Source organism: Streptomyces huiliensis (assembly GCF_020037025.1).
Taxonomy (GTDB): Bacteria; Actinomycetota; Actinomycetes; order Streptomycetales; family Streptomycetaceae; genus Streptomyces; species Streptomyces huiliensis.
Genome location: NZ_JAIQLH010000104.1, coordinates 1 through 22,871, shown reverse-complemented (window position 1 = coordinate 22,871; position 22,871 = coordinate 1). Strand labels below are relative to the sequence as shown.

The window sequence follows — 22,871 nt, the reverse complement described above, 5'->3', positions numbered from 1 at the left end:
TCCGCACACCTGCTGTGGCGGCCGAGCCGGCAGTCAGTGGAACGGTAGAGGGTGGCCTGTGGGTGGTCGGGTGTCGTCATCGGCAGACCTCCGGTGCGTTGTCGCACCGCCCCGCCAGCAGCGTGCCGGGGTACCGCTTCAGTCTGGGCTGGGCGCAGCCGAGCGTGGTGGGGAGGAAGGGGCGGGCGAGGACGGCCTGCCTGGTGCAGGGCACAGCGGGGATCGTCGCGCCGGGCGGCGTTTCGAGGCCCGCCGGAGCGTTTCCCCGTTCCTCGGCCGGGCCGGGGGGCCGGGTCGCGGCGGGGAGGGCCGGCCGTAACAGGCGTTGTCGGGCTTGCCTGCAGGCGGCGTGGAAGTGTTCGAGCACGCTGTCAGCTCCTTACAGCTGATCGCGGTGGGAGCCCCGGGCGGTCTTGGCCGCCGGACGGGGGTCTTTGAGGACGGCGGCCCAGGCGACGAGGCCGCGTCGGCTGCTGGCGAGGCCGAACCAGTCGGCCGTTTCGAGCAGCGTCAGGAGTTCCTGCCAGGACTGGCGAGAGCGCGTCGCCGAGTCCGGGACCTTCATCTCGATGCGCGTGTGGTTGCCGCGGTCCCTCTTGCGAGGCGCGAGGCCGGCGGCGGTGAAGCGGCGTACGAGCGCTTCGGCACGAGCTTCGGGTGAGGGCACAAGGCGGTCCTCCGTCACAGCGAAGTTACACGGCGTGATGCTGGTTAACTAGGTTAGAGCTAGTGGACTAGATTTCCAACATGCGTGAGCAGCCGCCTTACCTCCGCATCGCCGACGTGCTTCGGCAGCGCATCGCGGATCAGGAGTGGACTCCTGGGACGCGCCTCCCCTCCCGCGCCCAGATTGCCCAGGAATGCGGTGTCGGCGAGAACGTCGTCCGCCGGGCGCAGGAACTCCTGATCTCGCAGGGCGTCCTGGAGGGGCGCGCAGGCTCGGGCACCTACGTGGCGAAGCCGCGGGAGCGGGCCCGCCTACTGCGCTCGGGGTGGCGGGACGGGCAACCCGGTGACGGCTTCGGGCTCGGCCCACGAGCCACCTGGGAGAGCCAGAGCGAGGCGAAGGTGCCGGCGCCTGCCCACATCGCCGGCCGCCTGGCGATCGACGTCGGCGAGCTGTGCGTGCGCACCGCCTACGAGTTCATGGTCGACGGCCGGCCCGCCCAGCTCGTGACCAGCTGGGAGCCCTACGTCCTCACCGGCGGCACGATCGTCGTGTTGCCCGAGGGCGGTCCGCTGGCGGGCAAGGGTGTCGTCGCTCGCATGGCCGAGATCGGCATCACCGTCAGCCACGCCGAGGAAGCGGTCGAGGCCGGGCAGGCCACCGCCGAGGAGGCGAACCTCCTCGGCGTGCAACGCGGAGCGCTCGTCACCCGCGTCCGGCGAACGTACTACGGCGACGACGGGCGGCCGGTGGAGACCGCCGACATCGTCGTCCCCGTGTCGTTCGGCGAGATCGTGTACGAGGTGCCGGTCAGCCGGTGACCGGGTAGCGCCAGTTGGAGTACGACAGGGCTCGGGCGCGAGCCTCGATGACGGCCATGCGGGCGTCGCGTTCGCCGGCGTCGGTGTGGGTCGCCTGGCTCGTCGCCTGTCCGGGCCACTTGCGGTAGAGCAGGCCGACCTCGCGCGTGAAGTAGCCGCGGGCCACGCTGTTGAGGGCGAGCAGGAGCCCGGTGTCCTCGGAAGCCGGCAGGGCCATCCAGCCGCCGAGAGCGAGCAGCAGATCATGGCGGATGAACAGGGTCGCCGGGTGGACCTGGGCCCGGTAGTTGTGTGCCTGCCAGTGCTCCAGCACCTCGCCGCGCTCGATCGGCCCTTCGTCCGGGTCCTGGTCGAAGCCGAACGTCGAGCCGTCGGGCAGCAGGTCCAGGACGCGGGACGTCGTCCACCCGAGGGTGGGGTCGCCTTCGAGCACGGCCAGGTCGCGGGCGAGGGCGCCCGGCGTCAACTGGTCGTCGGCGTCGAGCACCTTCACGTACTCGCCGTCCGCGTGCGCCAGGGCCATCATCCGGGCGACGCCCGGGCCGCCCGGCCGGCCCTGCTTGAAGGTTACGCGCGGGTCGTCCGGTATGTGCGGGGCCACCGCGTCGCTCGTGCCGTCCTCCTGGATCACCCAGTGCCACTCCCACCCGTCGGGGAGTTCCTGCGCGCACAGCGACTTGTAGGCGTCCGCCAGGTACGGAGCGGCGGGCTCGTGGACGGCCGTAATGATGACGAGCCGGCGCACGGCGGTCACCACCTTTCCAGGGGAGTGGTGAAGAGCATTTCCGTGCGGTCGCCGGGCAGGACGACGTCGGAGATCTCCACGGGGCGGTCGTCGATGTCGATCGACGTCTTGCGGAGGACCAGGACGGCGGTCCCGGGCGGGAGTTCGAGCTCCTCCGCCTCCTCCGCGGTCGGGGGGCGTGCCGTGACGCGTTCCTCTATGCGCCCGAACTCGATCCCCACCGTGAACAGCTGGTTCTGCGTGCCGCCTGGCCACGGCTCGTTCGCCGCGTCAAGGAGGGCCGGGTTCGCCGCCACCATGTCGCGGACGAGGTAGGAGGTCACGAGGGTGAAGGGAGCGCTCTCGGCCCGGTAGCGGGTGCGGTACGTGCGCTCCAGGAGGGTTGTCCCCTCGGCGACGCCGAACGCCTCCGCGAGCTCCTTGTCGGCCGGGATCTCGCGGTACGCCGCGTGGAAGACGAGGTCGGGGAGCTCCAGGCCGGTGTCGTGCTCGGTGGCGCCCGTCTCCGCGCGCTTCTCCTCCGGCTCGCGTACCCGGTCCTTCTCCCACTGGTGCCGCAGGTTCGAGCGCTGCACCAACGTGCGCGGGCGCCGGACGAAGTTGCCCCGGCCGTGCTCCTTGTCGATCAGCCCCTCGGCCTGGAGGAGGCGGAGGGCGTCGCGGACGGTCGGGACGCTCCGGCGGTAGCGCTCGGCGAGTTTCGCCTCGGAGGGCAGCCGGTCGCCGGGGGCGAGTTCACCTGCGCGGATGGACTGGCGGAGGTCGTCCGCGATGCGCTCGTACGCCTTGGCCATGTGGTGCTCACCCATCCCGTCGTGCGATGGCCCTCAGCATACGAGTCATCAAGAGGTCTTGACGAGTCTGGGAGCATCCGCCATAGTCAACGCAACTCATAAAGAGGAGTTCTCCTCAAGACCTCCTGATGAGTTGCTCGGCCTTGATGACGGCTGCCCGCGGCGGGCGCATCAGGGCGACGAGTGATCCTCTTCGGCTTCGTCGCCGCCGGCGGCGGTCCCGGAGAGGCGCGGCTCCCTGCGTTGCAGCCGGCGGGCCGCGGTGGAACCGCACCGGTGCGGCACGTACCGCCCTCCGGTTTCCGGCCTCTGATCCCATGGGGGGACCCAGATGAAGCGCGCGATCAAGCTCTCGATCGGTGACGTGGTCCGCGACCGCGGCAGCATGACGCTCGGCACGGTGTCGGGCATCGCCGCGCAGCCGACCGGCAACCTCGTGGCCCTGCAGGTCACCGGCGGCGTCCGGCTCGTCGAGCCCGAGGACGTCGAGGTGGTAGCCCGCCGGTCCGAGCCGATGACGACCGGGCAGGCCGTGGTCGCCGGGACCGTCTTCGTTCTCGCCCTGCTCGTCGCGTACCTCGGCGGGAACACCGTCCGCGGTCTGGGCGCGGACTGGCTCGTCGTCGGCCTGACGAGCCTCGGCGGCTACATGGCCGTGTCGTACCTCTACGGGTTCGCGCGCCGCCTGGTGCGGCCCCGGCGGTTCCGCATCTGACCACCCCACCCCCCCGGCCGGCGCGGTGATCGACGGGTCAACGGAGGCTCACCGCCCGGCTCTCCATCCCACCGACGCCCACCGACGGCGCAGGAGAGACGATGCGTTCGTACGTAGAAGATGAGCAGGTCAGCAAGGTTTTACGGGACCGGACGTCCGATGGGAGCCGGGTGTCCCCGGAGGACTTCAGGGAGCTTTTCCACGGTGTCGCGGGGGAGACCGCCGAGGAGCGGGCGGCCCGCCTGGCGGTGGCCGAGTCCGTGCTCGCGGAGCTCCTGGAGCTGAGTGAGACGGACGAGGTCGCGGCGGAGGACGCGTTGTACGCCGCCTACCTCAACAGCACCGCCCTGTGGAGGGTGAAGGTCGACACGTGGCCGAACCGCCCCACGAGGGCGGCGTGATGGTCATGTCTATGCCCACCTGGGCTCCCGCCGTCGCCCTCCCGGCGGTCTGGCTGATGTGGCGGGGGCTGCGCGGTCGGCGGGCCGGCCGAAAGCGGGGTTCGGCCGCCGTGGGCGTGGCCGCGCTGGCCGCCGCCGGCTGCACGGCCTACAGCGCCGACACCAGCTGGCGGTTCGCCGCCGACTATCTCGACATGGGGAGCGCGGCCGAGCGGGCCGCGATGTTCGCGGCCGCGGAGCTCGCCCTCTTCGCCACCGCGCTCATGGCCCGGCAGAACCTGAACGGGCCTGCCGGAGCGCCTGGCGCCCCCGGAGTGCTCGTCTGGTTGATCACCGGCGTGCAGGTCATCCCGGCGTACGCCGAATCCGGCGTGGTCGGCGGGACCGTACGGGCCTTCGTCGGGCCGGTCATGGCCGCGATGCTGTGGCACCTGGCGATGGGCATCGAACTCCGCCACCGCCGTCCGGAAGCGAAGTCCCACGGCCTTGTCGCGGTGTTGAGCAAGGAACTGCGGGAACGGCTCCTCTCGCACCTCGGCGTCGCCGAGCGAAACCGCGACGCGGCGCAGATTACCCGCGACCGGGCCACCGCGAGGGCGGTCGCACTCGCCGCCCGCCTGGCCGACACCTCGCCGGAGAAGCGCGCCACGCGGCGCGGCCGGCGGCTCAACCGGCGGCTCGCGGTGGCGGTGGCGCGGGCATCCGTGGGCGTCGACGCCGAGCAGCGGAGCCGGCTGCTCGACCAGCTCGCCGCCCGGCGGCACGCGGCGGGGCTGGCCACCGTCGAACTCCCGTCGCCGTGGGCCGCGTCCGCGCCGGACCCCGTGGCGTCCGCCCTGGCCGCCCAGGTGCGCGACCAGATGCGGCAGGCGACGGAAGCCGTGCGCCGGCAGGGGTATCCGCACCTGATCCGCACCGCGGAAAGCCCCGCAGCTCAAGAGGTGAACAGCCCGGACCGTTCACCTGAACGCGCCGAAGAGACCGAGGCCGCCGAGTCGGCCGCGAAGTTGAGCACAGCCGACGCTCAAGCGGTCATCGAGGACGGATGGGCCGCCGGCCTCAGCGTCCGCGAGACGGCCAAGCGGGCCACCCGCGCGCCCAGCTACGTGCACGGCGTCTTCGTGAGGCTCGACAACGAGCGCGGACGACGGCCGGGCGCCGGACAGCTCGCCCTCGTGGACGGCCGCGGGGAAGCCCTGCCCGACGCGGCCGACTCCTGATCCACCCGCACGTCGCAATCCCGGGCCGGCCGCTCGTCGGGCCCCGCTCCATCCCTCAAGGAAGGACTGTCAGTGCGACACGAGAAGGACGACGACAGAGATCAGCGCACCGGGGACGAAGGCACGGTGCACCACCTCGACGACGTCCGCGCCACCCACGCCCAGGCGGCGACGCAGAACCCCGGCACCACGGTCATGGTCGACGGGCCGGCCCCGGCGGCCCCCGGCTTCATGGCAAGGATCACCGGCGCCAAGCGCCGCCCGATCGTCCCGTCGTGGATGCGCGACCGGGCGGAACTGAAGACCGCAGCAACCTGGGCCGCTGGCCACTACGGCCACGTGACGGCCTACCACCTCTGGCGCTCCCCGGTGTACGCCGCCCGCCTCACCCTGCAGGCGCCGCGCGGCGCCGCCCGCTTCGTCGGCGGAGCGATGCGGTGGGTGTCCGACGCCGAAGGGGAGCCGGTCCGGCTCGCTGCGGTACGGCGGGAAGACGTCGGCGAGTACCTCAAGCTCTGCCGGCAGCGGGACGGCCGGGTGCGGCTGCGGACGCTCACCGCCGTCCTGGCCTCGCTCATCGGTCTCGGGGCCGCGCTGGCCTTGTATGTGCTGGCCCCCGGCTGGCTCCAGGCCGTCTCCCTCGGCGTCTTGGCGCTGGCGCTCGGCCACCTCGGCACCCCGGCGGACGCCCCGGTGATCACCCGCGCCGTGGAGACGCCGAAGACGCAGAAGCTGACCAGCGACATCGTGCTGCGGGCCCTCGGCGCTCTGGGTATCTCGGCCATCGGCCAGGCGCAGAGCAAGGGACAGGACGGCTTCGTCTTCACGGCCCCCATCACGCGGGACGGCCCCGGCTGGCGGGCCGAGGGCGACCTGCCGTACGGCGTGACCGTCACGGACGTGATCGACCGCCGCGACCGGCTCGCGTCGGGTCTCCGCCGGCCGCTCGGCTGCGTCTGGCCCGAAGCCGTTCCGGAGGAGCACACCGGCCGACTCGTGCTGTGGGTCGGGGACCAGGACATGTCGAAGGCCAAGAAGCCGGCTTGGCCGCTGCTGAAGGATGGCGCCGTCGACCTGTTCAAGCTGGCTCCCTACGGCACGGACCAGCGCGGCCGTTGGGTCGACGTCACCCTCATGTACATCTCGGGGATCATCGGCGCCATCCCGCGCATGGGCAAGACGTTCCTCCTCCGGCTGCTCCTGCTCGTCGCCGCCTTGGACCCGCGCGCCGAACTGCACGTCTTCGACCTCAAGGGAACCGGCGACTTCGGCCCGCTGGAGCGCGTCGCCCACAGCTACCGCGCCGGCGACGAGGACGAGGACATCGACTACGCCCTGGCCGTGCTCCGCAGCGTCCGGGAGGAACTTCGCCGTCGGGCGAAGGTGATCCGCAACCTGCCGCGGGACCTCTGCCCCGAGTCCAAGGTCACCAGCGAACTGGCCGACAACAAGTCTCTGGGCCTGCGCCCGATCGTGATCGGCGCGGACGAGTGTCAGGTGTGGTTCGAGCACCCCAAGCACGGCCGGGAGTTCGAGGAGATCTGCACGGATCTGGTGAAGCGGGGGCCTGCCCTCGGTATCACCCTCCTCCTCTCCACCCAGCGGCCGGATGCCCGGTCCCTGCCCACCGGCATCTCGGCGAACGCGTCCAACCGGTGGTGCCTCAAGGTCATGGGGCAGTTGGAGAACGACATGGTGCTGGGCACCTCCGCGTACAAGCGGGGCGTCCGGGCGACGATGTTCGCGTGGGGTGACAAGGGCATCCACTACTTCGTCGGCGAAGGCGCCGACGCCCGGATCGTCAGCGCGGCGTACGTCGACGCCCCGGCGGCCGACGCGGTAGCGGCCCGCGCGTACGCGCTGCGCGAAGCGGCGGGCACCCTCACCGGCCACGCCCTCGGCGCGGACCCCGTCGCCGAAGCCGTCGCTTCGTTCGACCTCCTCCGCGACATCCTCGCCGTCGTCCCCGCGAACGAGCCGAAGGTCTGGAACGAGACGGTCGTCGGCCGCCTGGAGGAGCTGCGACCCGACGCCTACGCCGGCTGGGCCGCCGAGCAACTGACCGCCGCGCTCAAGCCCTTCGGGATCGAGACCGTGCAGATCGGCCGGCGTCTCAACGGCAAGGTCGTCAACCGGCGCGGCATCGTCCGGACCGACATCGTCGAAACCGTCGCTGACCGTGACGGAAGGCAAGAAGCGGGATGACCGCCGGGGCCGCCGGCGCTAGCAGCGCACCCCGCTAACGTTAGCGGCCCCGCTAGCGCCAGAAACCTGCTGTGACCAGGCCGCTAGCGGTTAGCGGCCCTCCCCGAGCACGTCCGTGAACCGGCCCGGGAGGCCCCTGATGAGCTCCGCCCTCTCCGCTATACCCGCCTTGCTCCTCATCACCCTGTGCTACGCCGCGCTCTGCGCCGTCAGCCCCCTCGGCACCTGCCGGAAGTGCCGCGGCTTCGGCTTCCAGGTCCGCAAGAACCGCCGCGGCCGGATCTCCCGCGGTCGCGACTGCCGCCGTTGCCGCGGCCACGGCAAGCGCGTCCGCGTCGGACGCCACCTCTACAACCTCGCCTCGCGGGTCCACCGCGACGGCACCCGCTGACTCCGAAGGAGCTCACCGTGTTCGTGTCGATCTCCGCCCTCGCGCTGTTCGGCGTGCTCCTGGCCCTGCTCCTCCGCTTCAAGGCCCTGGGCATCGGCGCCGCCGTGGTGGCCGTCCTCTTCGGCTTCTACCTCTCCCGGACCGGCGCCGCCGGCTCCATCGACCAGATCATGACCGCCCTGAGCGGCGCGGTCCGCGACTTCGGCAAGTGACCACCACCGACAAGGAGACGACCATGTGCGAGTGCCGGACGACCGTCCCCCGCATCTCCCTGATGGCCGCGGCGGAACTCCGCGACGTCCTCAGCGCCCTCGAACGGGGTAAGGGGCCGGTCGCCATCGCCGCCCTGATGGCCATCGACCCCGAGTCCTGGCAGGCGATCGAGCACCGCCTCGCCGCGGTCGGCGGCGACCTCCGCGCCCTGCTGGACGCGGCCGGCGAGGGCGACGCCGCGCGGTACGCCCTCCGCTGACGGCCCCCTGTGCGGCCTCAACTCCCGTTCGCCGGAGGTGAGGCCGTGCGGAGGACCGGACAGCCCGGCCCGAACGAGCAGGGAGGACCATTCGTGACCAAGCCTGCTGTTGCCTGGTTCCAGAGCCTGACCGAGAGCGTCTTCGCGCTCGGCGCGGCGGCTCGGGAGCTGCGCATGGCCAACAACACGGCGACGACCGTCGCCTGGAGCGTCGAACCGCACCGCCTCCTCCCGGTGGACGGGGTGCTGAGCGTCCCCGGGGAGCCCTTCTTCCGCCCGCACGACGTCGCCATCTGGCAGGTCGCTCACGCCTACCGGCGGCTGGAGAACTCCACGAAGCGGCTGTACGAGAACACCGCCCTCGCCTACGCCCACGGAGCGGCTGCCGCGGCGCTGTCCGTACTCGTCGGGGAGCGCCCCCGATACGCCGAACTGCGGCGTGATGACGGTTGGTACACGTTGCCGCCCATCCACTTGCCCGATCCGGCCGGCCACTTGGGGCAGTGGGATGGCGCCTCCCGGCTGGCGGAACTCCGCAGCGCGCTCCTTCAGCGCCTGGACGAGGTCGAGGACACCGCGACGAAGCTGCGCTGCTCGGCGGACGAGTTCTCCGTCGCCTTGGCCGACGCCGCGTACGCCTTCGGCGAGCAGGCCGAGAGCGCTCTGCACTTCGCCCTCATGACCCGGACGAACGAGGACGACGAGGAGAACCGATGACCACGGAAGCGCCCACCTCCGACCCCGCCACCGCCTACGTGAACGCCCCCAGCATCATCGCCGAGATCGGCTGGGTGGCAAGGCAGCGGGCCTCGGAGCCGGATCGCGAGTTCTGGCTCCGCAAGGCCGCCGTGTTCGACCGCATCGCGATCAAGGAGGCGGCGAACTACGCCCCGGAGGTGGCGGCGTCGGCGATCGAGGCCGCCGGCGCCGCGGCGCTCCAGCTGGTGCGCTACGACGCCATGCACGAGGGGCTGAGCCCGAGGGGCTTGGAGCTGGTCACCGCGGACGACCACCGCGAGTACGTCCGCCACGCCTACCTGGCCTGGAGCCGTTCGTAGGACCGCGTATCCCGGGGCAGCGGTCGACGGGTCAAGGACGCCCGCTGCCCCGGCCTCCCATCCCAACCAAGACACAGGAGGTGTCACCAGCATGCCTCAGAACAGCCTTCGCCCGCTGCTGGACGCCGCTCTTGCGGCGGCCGAGCGCGGCTGGAAGGTCTTCCCGATCCGGCACGGCGGCAAGTGCCCGGCGGTGCGCGCGTGGGAGCGGCGGGCGACGACCGACGTCACGCGCATCTCCCGCTGCTGGACCGCGTCCTCCTTCAACGTCGGCATCGCCACCGGCCCGTCGAAGCTGGTCGTGATCGACCTGGACGTGCCCAAGCACGGCCGGGACCTGCCGCCCGCCGGAACGCCGTCGAAGGTGACCACCGGCGTGGACGCCCTGGCCCGCCTCGCGGCGGAGCACGGACAGCCGTTCCCCACTGACACCCACATCATCCGGACGGCCGGCGGCGGAACCCACCTCTACTTCGCCGCGCCGCAGGACGTCGAGCTGCGCAACACCGCGGGCACACTCGGGTGGAAGATCGACACCCGGGCGACGGGCGGTTGCGTCGTAGGCGCCGGCAGCATCGCCAACGGCAAGTTGTACACCTGCGTCAGCGACGTCGACCCGGCCCCGCTGCCGCGCTGGCTGCTCGACCTCCTTCGACCGGCGAACCTTCCCCCGCAGAAGCCCGTGACCGTGACGCTCGGCTCCGACCGCCGCAGCGGCTACCTCAAGGCGGCCGTGAACGGCGAGCTCGCCAAGGTCGCCAACTCCCCGGCGCACGGCCACAACAACGCCCTCTACCTCGCGTCCGTCGCCCTCGGGCAGCTCGTGGCCGGGGGTGAACTGAGCGCTGCCGACGTGACCGAGTGGCTGGCGGTCGCCGCGCTCCGCGTCGGCCAGGGCGACCGCGAGGCCCGACGCACGATCGCCTCGGGCCTGAAGGCCGGCGCCCGCCGCCCGCGAACCGTGGCACGGAGGGCGGCATGACCGAGCCCCCGCTGCACCTCTACTCCACCTCTGCGGAGCCGCAGCCCCTCCAGCCCGCCCAGCAGCGCATCCGCACCGCATGGACCGCGGACGAGCTGATGGCGGCGGAGTTCCCCGAACCGCGCTGGGCGGTGCCCGGGATCATCTCCGAGGGCGTGAACCTCCTCGCCGGTCCGCCAAAGGTCGGCAAGTCCTGGCTGTCCCTGGGCCTGGCCCTCTCCGTCGCCGCCGGCGGCCAGGCAATGGACACCGTCCCGGTGGAGGGCGGCCCGGTGCTGTACCTCGCCCTGGAGGACACCCCGCGTCGGCTCCAGACGCGCATGCGGAAGATCCTCGGCGGCGAGCCGGCGCCGGCCGCTCTGACGCTGGCCACCTCCTGCCCGCCTCTCCCGCAGGGCGGCAACGAGGCCATCGCCCAGTGGGTGGAGCGCAACCCCGACGCCCGGATGGTGATCGTGGACGTCTTCGCGAAGATGCGCGGCCCGTCCGCCCCGGGCACCTCGGCCTACGACGCCGACTACGCCGCGGTCGGCCATGCCAAGCGGATCGCGGACCACTACGGCATCGCCATGGTCCTGGTCCACCACGTCCGCAAGGCCGGCTCGGACGACTTCCTCGCCGAGGTCTCCGGCACCAACGGCCTGGCGGGCGCCGCCGACGCCACCCTCGTCCTCAAGCGCTCCCGCGGCCAGGCCGACGGCGTCCTCCACGTCACCGGCCGCGACGTCGACGAGGCCGAGTACGCCCTCCGCTTCTACGCCGAAGCCGGCGCCTGGCAGCTCCTCGAAGGCCCCGCCGCCGCCCACACCATCGGCGACACCCGCGCCACCGTCCTCCGCTACGTCCGCGACAACCCCGGCGCCAAGCCCAAGCAGATCGCCGAGGGCACCGGCCTCGACCCGGCCCTCGTCCGACAGACCTGCTCCCGGATGGCCAACGACGTCCAACTGATGCGAGACGCCGGCGGCTACGCCGTCCCTGGCGCGGGTGGAGACGAGACATGAGCCGCGTGTCACAGCTGTCACATCGTCACGGAAGTCACGCACCCGCCGAGGAGGCCGTTGTGATCGTCAACCAGTCCGAGGGCACCGACGAGACGCTGGCGGCTCTCACCGTGGAGGAAGCCGCCCGGCGGCTCAGCATCGGTCGGACGCTGATGTTCCGGCTCCTCTCGCAGGGTGCCGTGAAGTCCGTCGTGATCGGCCGGCTGCGCCGCGTCCCCGTGGAGGCGCTCCGCGAGTACCTCACCGCACTCTCGACGTCCGACATGGCCTGAGGAGGCTTCTCATGGGAACTCGTCGGCCCAACGGGGCTTCGAGCATCTACAAGGGCAAGGACGGCAAGTGGCACGGCCGGGTCACAGTCGGGGTGAAGGACGACGGGAGCCCGGACCGGCGCCACATCGAACGCAAGACCCAGGCCGAGGTCATCAAGGCCGTCCGGGAACTGGAGAAGCAGCGCGACGCGGGGGCCGTCCGCAAGGCGGGCAAGGCGTGGACCGTGAAGGCGTGGCTCACACACTGGCTCCAGAACATCACGGCCCCGCCCGTCGTAAAGGAGTCCACGTACTCCGGCTACCGCGTCGCGGTGAACGTGCACCTCATCCCGGGAGTCGGGGCCCACCGGCTGGACCGGCTGGAGCCGGAGCACCTGGAGGGGCTGTACCGCCGGATGCAGCTCAACGGCAGCGCGCCGGCCACCGCCCACCAGGCCCACAGGACGATCCGGGTGGCCCTCAACGAGGCCATGCGCCGGAACCACGTCGTGCGGAACGTGGCTTCGCTGGCGAAGGCACCCCGTCTCACGGACAAGGAGGTGGAGCCGTACACGGTCGAGGAGGTGCAGCGCCTCCTGGCGGAGGCCGGCCGGGGGCGGAACGGCGCCCGCTGGGCCCTCGCCCTCGCACTCGGGCTCCGGCAGGGTGAGGCGCTCGGCATCCGCTGGTCGGATGTCGACTTCGCCGGACGGGCGATCCGCGTCCGCCGGAACAGGCTCCGACCGAAGTACGTCCACGGCTGCTACGGGAACTGCGGGCGGAAGTACGCGGGGCACTGCCCGGACCGCGTCCGCACGAACAAGGACACCGACGACACCAAGTCCAAAGCCGGGAAGCGGGTGATTGGCCTGCCCGAACCGCTGGTCGAACTCCTGAAGGCACACCAAGGTCAACAAGCCGCCGAACGGGAGGTCGCCGGGAGCTCCTGGCAGGAGGGCGACTGGGTCTTCGCCAGTGAGACCGGCGAACCGATCAACCCGCGCACCGACTACGACGACTGGAAGCGGCTCCTGAAAGCGGCGGGCGTACGCGACGGCCGCCTCCACGACGCCCGGCACACGGCGTCCACGGTGCTCCTCATCCTCGGAGTCGCCGAGCGCACTGTGATGTCGGTCATGGGCTGGTCGTCCACCGCCATGGCCGCCCGCTACCAGCACGTGATCGACCCCATCCGGCAGGACGTCGCCCGGCGGGTTGGTGGACTCATCTGGAAGCCGGCGGCGGACGAGGCGCCGGAGAAGCCGCCCATGGACCCCGGAGAAGCCAAACGAGACGGAATCTGAGACGGAGCACGACGAGGGGCCCGACCTGGATCAGGTCGGGCCCCTCGTCTGAAGAGCGGTAGCGGTGGGATTTGAACCCACGGAGGAGTTGCCCCCTCACACGCTTTCGAGGCGTGCTCCTTAGGCCGCTCGGACACGCTACCGAGAGAGAGCTTAGCGGACGAGTGGCCGTGGTCCGAAATCGGTTCTCCGGAAGCGGGGGCGGAGGGGGCTCAGCGGGTGCGGAAGAAGGCGGTGAGGAGGGTGGCGCACTCGTCGGCGAGGACGCCGGCGATGACCTCCGGGCGGTGGTTGAGGCGGCGGTCGCGGACCACGTCCCAGAGGGAGCCGACGGCGCCCGCCTTCTCGTCGGCGGCGCCGTAGACGACGCGGTCGAGCCGGGAGAGGACGATGGCGCCGGCGCACATGGTGCACGGCTCCAGGGTGACGACCAGGGTGCAGCCGGACAGCCGCCACTCGCCGACGGCGCGCGCGGCCTCGCGGACGGCGAGCACCTCCGCGTGGCCGGTGGGGTCGCCGGTGGCCTCGCGCTCGTTCCGGCCGCGGCCGATCACCGTGCCGTCCGGGGCCAGGACGACGGCCCCGACCGGGACGTCACCCGTGCCCGGGGCCCGCGCGGCCTCCTCCAGGGCGGCCCGCATCGCGGGGAGCCAGGGATCGCGGACGGGGTCGGGGACGGGGTCGGGACCGGGCGGGCGGCCGGGGGCGGCGTGGTTCATGGGACCAGTGTGGGCGAGCCCCGCCGGGCCGCACGCCCCGCGGCTCCCGTGGCCCCGTTGGCCCCCGTGGCCCCCGCGGCCGTCAGCGGACGGCCTCCAGGACGTCGGTGCAGCCGAGGGCGTCGGCGATCTCGCTGAGGGCGTCCCCGTCCAGGGTGAGGAGCCGGCGCCCGTCGATGCCGACGTCCTCCAGCAGCCGGGGGTCGCCCAGCGGGCCGCTCGGCACCGCCGCCGCGGTGTCGGCCTCGTCCTCGGCGGGCTCCGGCTCGCCGTCCTCGGTGCCGTCCAGGTCGAGGGTGTCGAGGTCGTCGGCCCCGTCCTCGTCCCGGCCGAGGAGCTCGTCGATGAGCATCGAGCCGTAGGAACTCCGCTTGGCGAGCGGGCCGTCCGAGAGGAAGATCCGCGGGTCGTCCTCGCCGTCCACCCGGACGATGCCGAACCAGGCGCCTTCCTGCTCGATGAACACCAGGACCGTGTCGTCGTCGAGCGCGGCGTCACGGGCCAGGTCGACGAGGTCGGACAGGGTTTCCACGTTGTCGAGGTCTGTGTCGCTCGCTTCCCACCCGTCGTCGGAGCGCGCGAGCAATGCGGCGAAGTACACCGTGACTCTCCCACTGGTCATAGGCGGTGCCGGGCCGGACGGGGACAGCACCCCGCCCACTCGGAATCGTGGCAGAAACCCGGCCGTTGCGAGAGGTCTTCCGCGCTGCGTCGTGCAGTAGTCCGAGAGATTCCGGGGGACGTTCCGGGGGATACGGCGCCGTCGGGGTGGCCCGGACCGCCATCCGGGGTGCGTTCGAGGCCGTCCCGGAGCGCCTTCCGGGATTTCCCGGAAGGGCTCCCCTCGCTTGGACCCGGGGAAATCCCGGATTCGGGAGCGGGGTGCGGAGCGGGGCGGGGAGTGGGGTGTCGAAGTGACGGTCGTCACCATCGGAAGGTGCGCATGCGCATCTGCTGGCGCATGCGCGCCGCCCGCGCCCGGCGCGGCTGCACCCGGTCGCGGAGCTCCCGGGCCTCGTTCAGCTCACGGAGGAACTGGGCGCGCCGGCGCCGCCGCTCCGCGTCGTCGTCCAAAGGGGTGCCCGGGCCCACCGGGCGTTCGCGGGCCCGTTCCGCGGCCGGGTCCGCGCCTCGTTCGCCGGTCCGTTCACCGGTCCGCTCGCCGTTCCGTTCCGCCGGGCGCTCCCGGGGCCGCTCCCTGGCCCGTCTCCCCGGAGCAGCCCGTTCCGCCGGGCCTTTGGGGCCCGTACGAGCTCCGGCATCGCGTTCGTCACGGTCGGCCATGCGCAGCACCACCTCGTGCCGAGGGTCTCGCCCGGCGGTGCGGGCCGGGCGTACGTGCCCACTTTCCCCCTAGGTGGCGGGGTGATGCCACCGTGCGGCATTCCGGGGCCGGGAGCCGGTGTCCGAAAGCTCGGTTAATGTCGATGTCATGCGGATCCACGTCGTCGACCACCCGCTGGTGGCGCACAAACTCACCACGCTGCGCGACAAGCGCACCGACTCCCCCACGTTCCGGCGGCTCGCCGACGAGCTGGTCACCCTGCTCGCCTACGAGGCGACGCGGGACGTGCGGACCGAACAGGTCGACATCGAGTCGCCGGTCACCGCGACCACCGGCGTCAAGCTGTCCCACCCGCGCCCGCTGGTGGTGCCGATCCTCCGGGCCGGCCTGGGCATGCTCGACGGCATGGTCCGGCTGCTGCCCACGGCCGAGGTCGGCTTCCTGGGCATGATCCGCAACGAGGAGACCCTCAAGGCGGAGACGTACGCGACGCGGATGCCGGACGACCTCTCGGGCCGCCAGGTGTACGTGCTCGACCCGATGCTGGCCACCGGCGGCACGCTGGTCGCGGCGATCCGCGAGCTGATAGAGCGTGGCGCCGACGACGTCACCGCCATCTGCCTGCTCGCCGCGCCCGAGGGCGTCGAGGTCATGGAGCGCGAGCTCGCCGGCACGCCGGTGACCGTCGTCACCGCCTCGGTGGACGAGCGGCTCAACGAGAACGGCTACATCGTGCCGGGCCTCGGCGACGCGGGCGACCGCATGTACGGGACGGCCGGCTGAGCCGTCGGCTCGTCAGGCGTCCCGGCCGGGGCTCGGGGTTCCGTTCGGGCCCGGGCGTCCGGTTCGGGCGCAGGCGTTCCACCCGGCCCAAGCGCCCCGACCGGGCCCCGTCCCCGCTCTCAGCACTTCCCCGCGCTCTTCGAGGGCGCGGGGGACGGCGGGGTCGGCCGGGGCGCGGCCGGGGCCCGGCTCGCGTCCGGCGCGGGCCTGAGCTCCTTGAAGCCGGTGCCGATGATCAGGTCGATGTCCTTGTCCTTGCGGACGTCGCTCTTCACCGCCGCCTCGCCGACCTGCTCCTCCAGGACGCGCAGCGCGCCCTCGGTCTCCTCGGGCGAGCCCAGCAGCAGCGCCGTGCCCTCGACGTTCTTGTCGTAGGGCGCGGGGGCGTTGCCCACCTTGCCGATGCGGAAGCCGCGCGCCTTCAGCTCGTCCGCGGTCGTCTTGGCCAGGCCGCTGCGCGGCGTCGCGTTGTAGACGTTGACGGTGATGTCGGCGGGCCGGGGCAGTGCCTCGCGGGGCACCGGGTGCCCGGCGGCCCGGGCGTCCGTCTTGTCGCCCTGCCCGTCCCGGGCGCAGTCGGCGCTCTTCCGCGCCGCCTGCGGGGAGCCGCCCCCGCCGCCCGAGAAGACGTCCACGAGCTGGACCGTCCCCCAGCCGCCCAGCCCCAGGACGGCCACCGCGGCGACCGCGGCGAGCACGACCCTCCGCGGATTCCTCGGCCGGCGCATATGCGGGAACCGACGGCCCGTGACGCGGTACTTGCCGCCCATGCCAGGAGGGGTGAGCATGCTCATGGGCGCAGCGTAGTGCGGGCGGGAGCCGGTGCCTACTAGATGATCAACGGTTGCGCCGACCCCAACCCAAAAGGGCCAATAACGGCCGGAAACGGCCGTGAACGAAGAGACCGGAGGGGCGGCAGACCCCTGCCGGGACGCCGTCCGGCCGGCGCCGGGGGCTCAGTCCAGTTCGAGCACGCGGGCGTGCAGCACTTGGCGCTGCTGGAGCGCGGCGCGCACGGCGCGGTGCAGGCCGTCCTCGAGGTAGAGGTCGCCCTGCCACTTCACGACGTGGGCGAAGAGGTCGCCGTAGAAGGTCGAGTCCTCCGCCAGCAGCGTTTCCAGGTCGAGCTGCTGCTTGGTGGTCACCAGCTGGTCAAGGCGTACCGGGCGCGGGGCGACGTCCGCCCACTGGCGGGTGCTTTCCCGGCCGTGGTCGGGGTACGGCCGACCGTTTCCGATGCGCTTGAAGATCACACGGAAAGCCTACCGGGCCGGTGGTGCCGAGCGCAGCCATGGCACGGGAGTGGGAAGGCGACAATCAGCCGCATACCGGGAGCCGCGGTCCGTTCAGCGCTTCGATGCCGCCGTCTTCGCCCGTTCCTTCTCCCGCTCCCTCTCCTGTTTCGCCTTCTGTTTGGCCGCCTGCTTGAAGGCGCGGACCTCGCGGAGGGAGTCGGGGCCGGTGATGTCCGCCACCGACCGGTGGCTCCCCTCCTCGCCGTACGCGCCCGCCGCCTCCCGCCAGCCGTCGGGGCGCACCCCGAGCCGCTTGCCCAGGAGGGCGAGAAAGATCTGCGCCTTCTGGCGGCCGAAGCCCGGCAGGTCCGTGAGGCGGCGCAGCAGCTCCGGGCCGGTGGCGACGTCCCGCCAGACGGCGGCGGCGTCGCCGTCGTACCGCTCGGCGAGGTGGGCGCAGAGCCGCTGGATCCGCCCGGCCATGGCGGACGGGTAGCGGTGGACGGCGGGTTTGGCGGCGCACAGTTCGGCGAACGCCTCCGGGTCGTACGCGGCGATCTCATGCGCGTCGAGGTCGTCGCGGCCGAGCCGGCGGGCGAGGGTGTACGGGCCGGTGAAGGCCCACTCCATCGGGATCTGCTGGTCGAGCAGCATCCCGACCAGGGCGGCGAGCGGGCTGCGGGAGAGCAGCGCGTCGGCGTCCTCCTGCTGGGCGAGCCGGAGGGTGTGCTCGTGCTCCATGGGACCGATGGTCTCGCGGGGGCGGGTGCTTCGCATGTGGGGCATGGGGTCTGGGGGTGACTGCGTGGACGCGGGTCACGTCATGGAGGTGGGTCGGGCCGTGGGGGCGGGCCGGGCCGTGGAGGTGGGCCGAGCCGTGGGGGCGGGGCATGCCACGGCCACGGGTCACTCCATGGAGAGGAGCAACCGCTCCACCCCCTTGGGGTCCGTCCGCAGCCCCTCCTGGATCTCCCGGGCGTACGGATCGGGGAAGATCTCCTCGTCGCCGGCCTCGATGCCGTCGGCGATGGCCCGGGCCGCGTCGGCGGCCGACGCCACCGGGATGGCGTCGATGTCGTGCAGGTGGCCGGCGGCGTAGCGCAGCATGTCGGTCTCGACGGGGCCGGGGAAGACGCCGTGCACGGTGATCCCGCGCGGGGCGAGGTCCACCCGGACGGCCTGCGTCAGCAGGGCGAGCGCGGCCTTGGACGCGGGGTAGGGGCCCATCGCGGCGGTGCCGCCGAAGGCGCCGATGCTGATGAGGTTGGCGACGGCCCCGCCGCCGTTGCGCTCCACGACGGGGGCGAAGGCGCGCAGGACGCGGAGGGTGCCCAGCCAGTTCGTCCGCATGACCTCCTCGACGTCGGCCAGGTCCATGTCGAGCAGGTGGCCCATGGCGTGCCGGCCCGCGTTGTTGACCAGGAGCGTCACGTCGGGCGCGGCCTCGGCGGCGGCGGTGACGGCGGCCGGGTCGGTGATGTCGAGGGCGAGCGGGACGATCCGGTCCGGGGCCTCGGCGACCAGCGGTTCCAGCGTCCGCGGGTCCCGCGCGGCGGCGTGCACGCGGGCGGCGCCGCGGGACAGGAACTCGGTCACCAGGGCGCGCCCGATGCCGCGGTTGGCGCCCGTCACCAGGGCGACGGCCTCGTTGATCCGCACGGTGGCTCCTTCGCGTCGGCTGCCTCACTCGCTACCCAGGAGGTGGCGGGATCCACACCCTCGGGGCCGTTCGGGCGAGTGTCCGGCGGATGTCCGGGGGATGCCCGGGGGATGTCCGGGCGGGGGAAAGAGTTGAGTAGAGCGATCGTTCCAGAGGGTGCTACTGTGACTCGCGTCTGAATAGAACGTTCGTTACAGGCGTGCGTTCGTTGGTCGTGAACTCCGTGGGGGAAGAACGTGGAAACCAAGCGCATCACCGTGAACGGCGTCGAGCTCGCCTACGTCGAGCAGGGCGAGGGGCCGCTGGCCCTGCTCCTGCACGGGTTCCCGGAGACGCCCGGGATGTTCCGGCACCTGATGCCGGTGCTCGCGGCGGCCGGGTACCGGGCCGTCGCGCCGTACATGCGAGGCTTCGCGCCCAGCCAGGTGCCGGCGGACGGCAGCATGCTGATGAAGGACCTGATCGCGGACGCCAACGCGCTGCACGAGGCGCTCGGCGGCGACGGCGACGCCGTGATCATCGGGCACGACTGGGGCGGGTTCACCACCTGGGGCGCCGCCGCGCACGCGCCGGAGCGCTGGTCGCGGGTGGTCGTCGCGGACGTGCCGCCGGTGCGGTTCTACGAGCGGAGGGCCGCCGTCCCCGAACAGATCCACAAGAACAGCCACTTCTACTTCTTCCAGATGGGCGTGGCCGACCAGCTCGTGCCCGTGAACGACTTCGCCTACCTCGACTGGCTGTGGCAGCACTGGAGCGGCGACGTCCCGGGCTTCGACTCCGCCGAGGACCGGCTGGCCGGCAAGGACGCGCTGCGCGACCCCGCCAACCTCCGTATGGGGCTGGGGCTTTACCGGCAGAACTTCCCGTCGGACGCCTTCGGGACGGAGAACTGGGAGATGGGCCGCGTGCTCGCGGAGCTGCCGTCGCAGCCGACTCTCTACCTGCACGGCAGCGAGGACCCGGTCGTCGACGAGGAGATCCTGGCCGACATCGTCGCCGCCCTCCCCGAGGGTTCCGACGGGGCTCTGCTCCAGGGGGTCGGCCACTTCCCGATGGTGGAGGCGCCGGAGGAGGTCAACAAGCGGATTCTGGCGTTCCTTTCCGAGTCTGCCGGGAAGTGAGCGCCCCTTCGCCGGTGTTCCGCCCTCTTGGAGGGGCGTGCCGTCCTCGTGGAGGGGAGAGGACGGCACGCCGGCGGGGCAGGCCCGTAGGGGGTGCCCCGGAGCGGGCGTGAGGGGCTCGCACGGGATTACCGTGCGGGCTCGGACGCCCCTGTCAGGGGCGCCAAACCGGCCGGGAGCGCCCCTGAGTGGACGACCCCGAGACGCTGGGTGGCCCGTGTCAGGGCCACGTACAGGTCGCTGGTCCCGAGTCCGCCCGGCTCGGCGAGGACCACCGTGTCGAACTCCAGGCCCTTGGCCTGCCGAGGGTCGAGCAGCACGACCGGCCGGGTCAGGTCGGGGGTGGACCCGGCGGAGGCGTCGGGGAGCGCGGCCAGCAGCGCGGGGTGCAGGGAGCGCGGCGCGATGACGGCGGTCCGGCCGTCCTCCTGCTCCGCGACGGCCGCCGAGACGGCCTCGGCGACGGCGGCGGCGATCGCACCCGGCACGTCGTCCGTCCGCCGCGCCCAGGGCCGGACGCCCGTGGAGCGGACGGAGCGCGGCGGCCGGAACTCCGGAGCGCCGGACGCCCGGACGACCTCCGCCGCCACCTCCATGATCTCGGCGGGCGTACGGTAGTTGACGCCCAGCCGGACGTGCTCCCAGCGGTCGCCGACGTACGGCGCGAGGGCCGCCCGCCACGATCCGCAGCCGCCCGGCTCGGCGGTCTGGGCCGGGTCGCCGACCAGGGTCATCGACCGGGTCGGGCAGCGGCGCATCAGCAGCCGCCAGGCCATCGGGGACAGCTCCTGCGCCTCGTCCACGATGATGTGGCCGAACGCCCAGGTGCGGTCGGCCGCGGCGCGTTCGGCGGCGCTGCGGTGGTCGGCCTCCTCCTGGCGCTCCGCGAGCCGTTCGGCGTCCACAACGTCGTGGGCGGCCAGCACCTCGGAGTCCTCGTCCTCCAGGTCCTCGAACTCCTGGGTGCGGGAGCCGTAGGACATGTCGAGCACGCCCTGCGCGTAGGCGATTCGTTCCTGCCGGGCGGCCTCGGCCGCGGCGCGGGCGGCCGAGTCGTCCTCGCCGAGCAGTTCGGCGGCCTCGTCCAACAGCGGTACGTCGGCCGGCGTCCACGGCCCGGCCTCCCGCCGGATCGCGTCGGCGTCCGCCGGGGGCACGTGGCAGGGGTCGGCGAGGAAGTCCGCGACCAACCGGTGCGGGGTGAGCGCCGGCCACAGCGCGTCGATGGCGGCGTGCACCTCGCGGCTGGCGGCCACGGCCTTGCCGAGCTGGGCGGCGTCGTCCGGGCCGAGGAGGTTCGGGCCCCCGTAGGGGTCGGCCCCGATGCGCTCGACGAGCTGGGTGGTGAGGGCGTCGATCACGGCGAACGCGAAGGTGGGGCGCGCGAGGTTGTGCGGCAGCTTCGTGGCGCGCGCCCGGTCGCGGGCGGCCCGCGCGATGGCCTCGTCCAGGACGAGGTCGCCGTCGTCGTGCGGGATCACCAGCTCCGGGTCGGGCAGCGTCTGGCGGTCCCGCACGTACGCGGCCAGCGCGTCCGCCATCGCCGCGGCGCCCTTGACCGCGGCGGCCCGCGGGGTGTCGGTGCCGGTGGCGGTCACGCCGGGGAACAGCTCGCCGGGCGTGGCGAGCAGGACTCCGGTCTCGCCGAGGGACGGCAGCACCTCGCCGATGTACCCGAGGAACGCCGGGTTCGGGCCGACGATCAGCACGGCGCGGCGGGCGAGTTGCTCGCGGTGGGCGTAGAGCAGGTACGCGGCGCGGTGCAGCGCGACGACCGTCTTCCCGGTGCCGGGGCCGCCCTCGACGACCATGACGCCGCGGTGCGGGGCGCGGATGATGCGGTCCTGCTCCGCCTGGATGGTCTGGACGATGTCGTGCATCCGCCCGGTGCGGGCGGCGTCCAGCGCGGCGAGGAGGACGGCGTCGGCGTCGCTGCCCTCCAGGCCGGTGCGCTCGGGGTCGGCGAGGTCGAGGATCTCGTCGTGGAGAGCGGTGACGCGGCGGCCCTCGGTGCTGATGTGGCGCCTGCGACGCAGGCCCATGGGGGTGTGGCCGGTCGCGAGGTAGAACGGCCGGGCGACCTCGGCCCGCCAGTCGATGACGAGGGGCGTCCGGTCGGCGTCGTCGCGGCGGATGCCGATCCGGCCGATGTGGTGGTCGCGGCCGTCGCGGAACGCCAGCCGGCCGAAGCAGAGCCCGTTCTCCCCGGCGTTGAACGCGGCCAGCAGCCCCGACCGCTCGGCCACCAGCACGTCGCGCTCCAGCCGGGCCTGGAAGGTGCCGCCGCCGGAGGCGCCCGAGGCGAGGGCGGCGTTCATGCCGGCTTCCGCCTCGTCGCGGAGTTCCGCGAGGCGTGTGTGAAGGTTGTCGATGAATTCCTGCTCGTTCCGCAATTCCTGGGCCGACGCATTTGACACTGTGACTCCCGCCCCGATATCATGGCCTTACAAAGCTTCTCTACGCCTCGCTTTCGGTGAGGCATAGAATCGATCAATATACGCGAGGAAATGCCCCGGCTGTCAATACGCCGGGGCATTTGTTGTTTTGGGCGCCGCCCTGAATGCGCCTTTCCGCTTTCTTCTCGCGGGTGTGGGTTCGGGTGTGCGTTCGGGGGTGGGCGCGGGTGCTCCGGCGGGCGCGCCGTGTCGGTGCTCGCGTCAGCGGTTGCGGCGGCTGCCGGAGCGGGGGCGGAGCAGGGCCGCGGTCAGTACGGCGGGCGTGGTGAGCAGCAGCGTGAGCGTGACCACGGAGGTGTGGGGTACGGGGGGCTTGCCCCGCGTCGTCGCCGCGTTCCGGTAGAGGCGGTGCGGCCGGAGGGGATTCCGGGCCGGCGGGGTCGGCGGGGCTGGCGGGGTCGGCGCCGGAGGGTTGCTCCTTGCCGGGGGTGGCGTGGCGGGTGTTGACGGTGTGGACGGCGAGGGTGGCGAGGCCGGTGCGGGCCGTGCTGGAGCCGCGGGGGCGGGCGCGGGTGCGGCAGGTGCGGCGGGTGTCGCAGGCCGGTTCGCCGTGGCCGGGGCCGCCGGGCGGGCCGGCTGCCC

28 protein-coding genes and 1 tRNA gene are annotated in these 22,871 nt (G+C 72.7%); 16 read left to right on the top strand and 13 right to left on the bottom strand.

The annotated features are described in order from the left end of the window. Positions 1–76 precede the first annotated feature (76 nt). Positions 77–214, bottom strand: coding sequence for a hypothetical protein (locus tag JNW98_RS19490; RefSeq protein ID WP_223769533.1), 138 nt, complete (start codon positions 212–214; stop codon positions 77–79). 165 nt (positions 215–379) lie between these two features. Continuing rightward, entirely contained in the window at positions 380–667 is a 288-nt protein-coding gene (locus JNW98_RS19485; RefSeq protein WP_223769532.1) for a hypothetical protein, read from the bottom strand. 80 nt (positions 668–747) lie between these two features. On the opposite strand from JNW98_RS19485, the gene JNW98_RS19480 reads away from it, so the two are divergent. Continuing rightward, a complete protein-coding gene (locus JNW98_RS19480; protein ID WP_223769531.1) occupies positions 748–1,488 on the top strand; it encodes a GntR family transcriptional regulator in 741 nt (246 codons plus the stop codon). Here the strand turns inward: JNW98_RS19480 and JNW98_RS19475 are convergent. Next, a complete protein-coding gene (locus tag JNW98_RS19475) occupies positions 1,478–2,245 on the bottom strand; it encodes a glycosyltransferase family 2 protein (protein WP_223769530.1) in 768 nt (255 codons plus the stop codon). The two genes, JNW98_RS19480 and JNW98_RS19475, sit on opposite strands and share 11 nt — an antisense overlap. Next, complete coding sequence (locus tag JNW98_RS19470; RefSeq protein WP_223769555.1) at positions 2,239–3,027, bottom strand: GntR family transcriptional regulator; 789 nt, start codon at positions 3,025–3,027, stop codon at positions 2,239–2,241. The genes JNW98_RS19475 and JNW98_RS19470 overlap by 7 nt, the downstream gene beginning before the upstream one ends. Positions 3,028–3,358: 331 nt before the next feature. Between JNW98_RS19470 and JNW98_RS19465 the strand changes: the two genes are divergently transcribed. The 13 genes from JNW98_RS19465 to JNW98_RS19405 all read left to right on the top strand — a co-directional run bounded on the left by JNW98_RS19465 (position 3,359) and on the right by JNW98_RS19405 (position 13,030). Then, positions 3,359–3,742 (top strand): hypothetical protein, encoded by a 384-nt coding sequence (locus JNW98_RS19465; protein ID WP_223769529.1) that lies wholly within the window; start codon positions 3,359–3,361, stop codon positions 3,740–3,742. Between the two features lie 101 nt (positions 3,743–3,843). Beyond that, complete coding sequence (locus JNW98_RS19460) at positions 3,844–4,143, top strand: hypothetical protein (RefSeq protein ID WP_223769528.1); 300 nt, start codon at positions 3,844–3,846, stop codon at positions 4,141–4,143. 11 nt (positions 4,144–4,154) lie between these two features. Beyond that, positions 4,155–5,363, top strand: a complete 1,209-nt coding sequence (locus JNW98_RS19455) for a hypothetical protein (protein WP_372459279.1) — start codon at positions 4,155–4,157, stop codon at positions 5,361–5,363. Positions 5,364–5,435: 72 nt separating this feature from the next. Continuing rightward, positions 5,436–7,568 (top strand): cell division protein FtsK, encoded by a 2,133-nt coding sequence (locus JNW98_RS19450; RefSeq protein ID WP_223769527.1) that lies wholly within the window; start codon positions 5,436–5,438, stop codon positions 7,566–7,568. 139 nt (positions 7,569–7,707) lie between these two features. Beyond that, entirely contained in the window at positions 7,708–7,959 is a 252-nt protein-coding gene (locus JNW98_RS19445; RefSeq protein WP_223769526.1) for a hypothetical protein, read from the top strand. Positions 7,960–7,976: 17 nt separating this feature from the next. After that, complete coding sequence (locus JNW98_RS19440; RefSeq protein ID WP_185944337.1) at positions 7,977–8,171, top strand: hypothetical protein; 195 nt, start codon at positions 7,977–7,979, stop codon at positions 8,169–8,171. Then, positions 8,168–8,431 carry a hypothetical protein gene (locus tag JNW98_RS19435; protein WP_223769525.1) on the top strand — a complete coding sequence of 88 codons (264 nt, stop codon included), beginning with the start codon at positions 8,168–8,170 and terminating at the stop codon, positions 8,429–8,431. The genes JNW98_RS19440 and JNW98_RS19435 overlap by 4 nt, the downstream gene beginning before the upstream one ends. A gap of 93 nt (positions 8,432–8,524) precedes the next feature. Beyond that, entirely contained in the window at positions 8,525–9,148 is a 624-nt protein-coding gene (locus tag JNW98_RS19430; RefSeq protein WP_223769524.1) for a hypothetical protein, read from the top strand. Further along, entirely contained in the window at positions 9,145–9,489 is a 345-nt protein-coding gene (locus JNW98_RS19425) for a hypothetical protein (protein WP_223769523.1), read from the top strand. The genes JNW98_RS19430 and JNW98_RS19425 overlap by 4 nt, the downstream gene beginning before the upstream one ends. A 91-nt stretch (positions 9,490–9,580) precedes the next feature. Continuing rightward, positions 9,581–10,471, top strand: coding sequence for a bifunctional DNA primase/polymerase (locus JNW98_RS19420; RefSeq protein WP_223769522.1), 891 nt, complete (start codon positions 9,581–9,583; stop codon positions 10,469–10,471). Then, positions 10,468–11,475, top strand: a complete 1,008-nt coding sequence (locus JNW98_RS19415; RefSeq protein ID WP_223769521.1) for an AAA family ATPase — start codon at positions 10,468–10,470, stop codon at positions 11,473–11,475. The genes JNW98_RS19420 and JNW98_RS19415 overlap by 4 nt, the downstream gene beginning before the upstream one ends. Positions 11,476–11,534: 59 nt before the next feature. Beyond that, positions 11,535–11,747: an excisionase family DNA-binding protein gene (locus JNW98_RS19410; RefSeq protein ID WP_223769520.1), complete on the top strand. Its 213-nt coding sequence runs from the start codon at positions 11,535–11,537 to the stop codon at positions 11,745–11,747. Between the two features lie 11 nt (positions 11,748–11,758). Further along, on the top strand, positions 11,759–13,030 hold the full coding sequence (locus JNW98_RS19405) for a tyrosine-type recombinase/integrase (protein WP_223769519.1): 1,272 nt from the start codon (positions 11,759–11,761) through the stop codon (positions 13,028–13,030). Between the two features lie 56 nt (positions 13,031–13,086). On the opposite strand, the gene JNW98_RS19400 is transcribed toward JNW98_RS19405, so the two are convergent. From JNW98_RS19400 to JNW98_RS19385, 4 genes are all read right to left on the bottom strand, one after another. Further along, a tRNA-Ser gene (locus JNW98_RS19400) sits at positions 13,087–13,173 on the bottom strand. A gap of 69 nt (positions 13,174–13,242) precedes the next feature. Further along, the gene (tadA, locus tag JNW98_RS19395; RefSeq protein ID WP_223769518.1) at positions 13,243–13,749 is read right to left on the bottom strand and encodes a tRNA adenosine(34) deaminase TadA; all 507 of its coding nucleotides are present in this window, start codon (positions 13,747–13,749) and stop codon (positions 13,243–13,245) included. Between the two features lie 82 nt (positions 13,750–13,831). Continuing rightward, entirely contained in the window at positions 13,832–14,350 is a 519-nt protein-coding gene (locus tag JNW98_RS19390; RefSeq protein WP_223769553.1) for a tRNA adenosine deaminase-associated protein, read from the bottom strand. 323 nt (positions 14,351–14,673) lie between these two features. After that, entirely contained in the window at positions 14,674–15,033 is a 360-nt protein-coding gene (locus JNW98_RS19385) for a hypothetical protein (RefSeq protein ID WP_223769557.1), read from the bottom strand. A 148-nt stretch (positions 15,034–15,181) separates the two neighbouring features. Between JNW98_RS19385 and upp the strand changes: the two genes are divergently transcribed. Beyond that, positions 15,182–15,817, top strand: coding sequence for a uracil phosphoribosyltransferase (gene upp, locus JNW98_RS19380; protein ID WP_223769517.1), 636 nt, complete (start codon positions 15,182–15,184; stop codon positions 15,815–15,817). Positions 15,818–15,936: 119 nt separating this feature from the next. On the opposite strand, the gene JNW98_RS19375 is transcribed toward upp, so the two are convergent. The 4 genes from JNW98_RS19375 to JNW98_RS19360 form a co-directional block, all read right to left on the bottom strand. Next, positions 15,937–16,611 carry a LytR C-terminal domain-containing protein gene (locus JNW98_RS19375; protein WP_223769516.1) on the bottom strand — a complete coding sequence of 225 codons (675 nt, stop codon included), beginning with the start codon at positions 16,609–16,611 and terminating at the stop codon, positions 15,937–15,939. Positions 16,612–16,773: 162 nt separating this feature from the next. Further along, entirely contained in the window at positions 16,774–17,070 is a 297-nt protein-coding gene (locus tag JNW98_RS19370) for a type II toxin-antitoxin system VapB family antitoxin (RefSeq protein ID WP_004943146.1), read from the bottom strand. Between the two features lie 93 nt (positions 17,071–17,163). Beyond that, positions 17,164–17,829, bottom strand: coding sequence for an HhH-GPD-type base excision DNA repair protein (locus tag JNW98_RS19365; protein WP_223769515.1), 666 nt, complete (start codon positions 17,827–17,829; stop codon positions 17,164–17,166). Positions 17,830–17,958: 129 nt separating this feature from the next. After that, entirely contained in the window at positions 17,959–18,711 is a 753-nt protein-coding gene (locus tag JNW98_RS19360) for an SDR family NAD(P)-dependent oxidoreductase (RefSeq protein ID WP_223769514.1), read from the bottom strand. A gap of 237 nt (positions 18,712–18,948) precedes the next feature. Here JNW98_RS19360 and JNW98_RS19355 point away from each other — a divergent pair, with 237 nt between their 5' ends. Beyond that, positions 18,949–19,833 carry an alpha/beta fold hydrolase gene (locus JNW98_RS19355; RefSeq protein WP_223769513.1) on the top strand — a complete coding sequence of 295 codons (885 nt, stop codon included), beginning with the start codon at positions 18,949–18,951 and terminating at the stop codon, positions 19,831–19,833. 128 nt (positions 19,834–19,961) lie between these two features. Here JNW98_RS19355 and JNW98_RS19350 read toward each other — a convergent pair whose 3' ends face one another. Next, entirely contained in the window at positions 19,962–22,226 is a 2,265-nt protein-coding gene (locus tag JNW98_RS19350) for a HelD family protein (protein WP_223769552.1), read from the bottom strand. Positions 22,227–22,871 lie beyond the last annotated feature (645 nt).

Coding starts and splice junctions, on each gene's coding strand:
- JNW98_RS19470 (WP_223769555.1), bottom strand. CDS start 3,027: ATGGCCAAGGCGTACGAGCGCATCGCGGACGACCTCCGCCAGTCCATC.
- upp (WP_223769517.1), top strand. CDS start 15,182: ATGCGGATCCACGTCGTCGACCACCCGCTGGTGGCGCACAAACTCACC.
- tadA (WP_223769518.1), bottom strand. CDS start 13,749: ATGAACCACGCCGCCCCCGGCCGCCCGCCCGGTCCCGACCCCGTCCCC.
- JNW98_RS19365 (WP_223769515.1), bottom strand. CDS start 17,829: ATGCGAAGCACCCGCCCCCGCGAGACCATCGGTCCCATGGAGCACGAG.
- JNW98_RS19415 (WP_223769521.1), top strand. CDS start 10,468: ATGACCGAGCCCCCGCTGCACCTCTACTCCACCTCTGCGGAGCCGCAG.
- JNW98_RS19465 (WP_223769529.1), top strand. CDS start 3,359: ATGAAGCGCGCGATCAAGCTCTCGATCGGTGACGTGGTCCGCGACCGC.
- JNW98_RS19460 (WP_223769528.1), top strand. CDS start 3,844: ATGCGTTCGTACGTAGAAGATGAGCAGGTCAGCAAGGTTTTACGGGAC.
- JNW98_RS19425 (WP_223769523.1), top strand. CDS start 9,145: ATGACCACGGAAGCGCCCACCTCCGACCCCGCCACCGCCTACGTGAAC.
- JNW98_RS19455 (WP_372459279.1), top strand. CDS start 4,155: ATGCCCACCTGGGCTCCCGCCGTCGCCCTCCCGGCGGTCTGGCTGATG.
- JNW98_RS19385 (WP_223769557.1), bottom strand. CDS start 15,033: ATGGCCGACCGTGACGAACGCGATGCCGGAGCTCGTACGGGCCCCAAA.
- JNW98_RS19445 (WP_223769526.1), top strand. CDS start 7,708: ATGAGCTCCGCCCTCTCCGCTATACCCGCCTTGCTCCTCATCACCCTG.
- JNW98_RS19480 (WP_223769531.1), top strand. CDS start 748: ATGCGTGAGCAGCCGCCTTACCTCCGCATCGCCGACGTGCTTCGGCAG.
- JNW98_RS19405 (WP_223769519.1), top strand. CDS start 11,759: ATGGGAACTCGTCGGCCCAACGGGGCTTCGAGCATCTACAAGGGCAAG.
- JNW98_RS19375 (WP_223769516.1), bottom strand. CDS start 16,611: ATGAGCATGCTCACCCCTCCTGGCATGGGCGGCAAGTACCGCGTCACG.
- JNW98_RS19420 (WP_223769522.1), top strand. CDS start 9,581: ATGCCTCAGAACAGCCTTCGCCCGCTGCTGGACGCCGCTCTTGCGGCG.